The organism is Shigella sp. FC1567, from assembly GCF_001743015.1.
Taxonomy (GTDB): Bacteria; Pseudomonadota; Gammaproteobacteria; order Enterobacterales; family Enterobacteriaceae; genus Escherichia; species Escherichia coli.
In genome coordinates, this window is sequence record NZ_MIIV01000340.1 from 1 (window position 1) to 729 (window position 729).

The 729-nt window shown below is 48.8% G+C and carries 2 protein-coding genes and 1 pseudogene; 2 read left to right on the top strand and 1 reads right to left on the bottom strand.

Annotated features, from left to right (window positions below; translation table 11 throughout):
* Both BHE85_RS17380 and BHE85_RS17385 read left to right on the top strand, forming a co-directional pair.
* Positions 1–235: integrase core domain-containing protein (locus BHE85_RS17380; RefSeq protein ID WP_146627965.1), on the top strand; the 235-nt coding region annotated here is incomplete at its 5' end.
* Positions 236–430: 195 nt separating this feature from the next.
* Positions 431–586, top strand: a pseudogene (locus BHE85_RS17385) (IS256 family transposase); the annotation flags it as partial.
* Positions 587–615: 29 nt separating this feature from the next.
* On the opposite strand, the gene BHE85_RS27650 reads toward BHE85_RS17385, so the two are convergent.
* Positions 616–729 (bottom strand): hypothetical protein (locus tag BHE85_RS27650; RefSeq protein WP_235870049.1); only part of this gene is annotated, 114 nt, incomplete at its 5' end.

The window sequence follows — 729 nt, forward strand, 5'->3', positions numbered from 1 at the left end:
GCGCGGAAACTGCTGGGATAACAGCCCAATGGAACGCTTCTTCAGGAGTCTGAAGAACGAATGGATGCCGGTGGTGGGTTACGTAAGCTTCAGCGAGGCAGCTCACGCCATAACGGACTATATCGTTGGATATTACAGCGCACTAAGACCGCACGAATATAACGGTGGGTTACCCCCAAACGAATCGGAAAATCGATACTGGAAAAACTCTAACTCGGTGGCCAGTTTTTGTTGACCACTTCAAACAGAGAGCAGAACGGGATCTATACTTTTGCGGGTCAACATAAGAGGATGAGTCCTTAATAAAACAGGTCCTCAGAGAATACATATTCTGCGGAGCGTGCGGCAACAACAGGACGAACAGGGGCGGTTTTCAATTTGCAGCCGTCAGGCTGCCGTGGTTCACTCCAACAACGGAGACAGGTAAATTATGGACGAAAAGAAGCTTAAAGCCCTTGCGGCTGAACTGGCTAAAGGCCTCAAAACCGAGGCCGACCTCAATCAGTTTTCCCGTATGCAGACGAAATTAACTGTCGAAACGGTGCTTAATGAGGAACTAACTGACCATCTCGGGCATGAAAAAAGCTACATCCGGTAGTAAACATTATCAGTGGGTTATGCGATATGATTTGAGCCGTTTTCAGACAATCGCAGGGCCAGTACCTCGTCAGTCAACTGACGGTAAATCTGCTGTTCAGTCTCACGCATCACCTGTGCACCGGCTTCCCT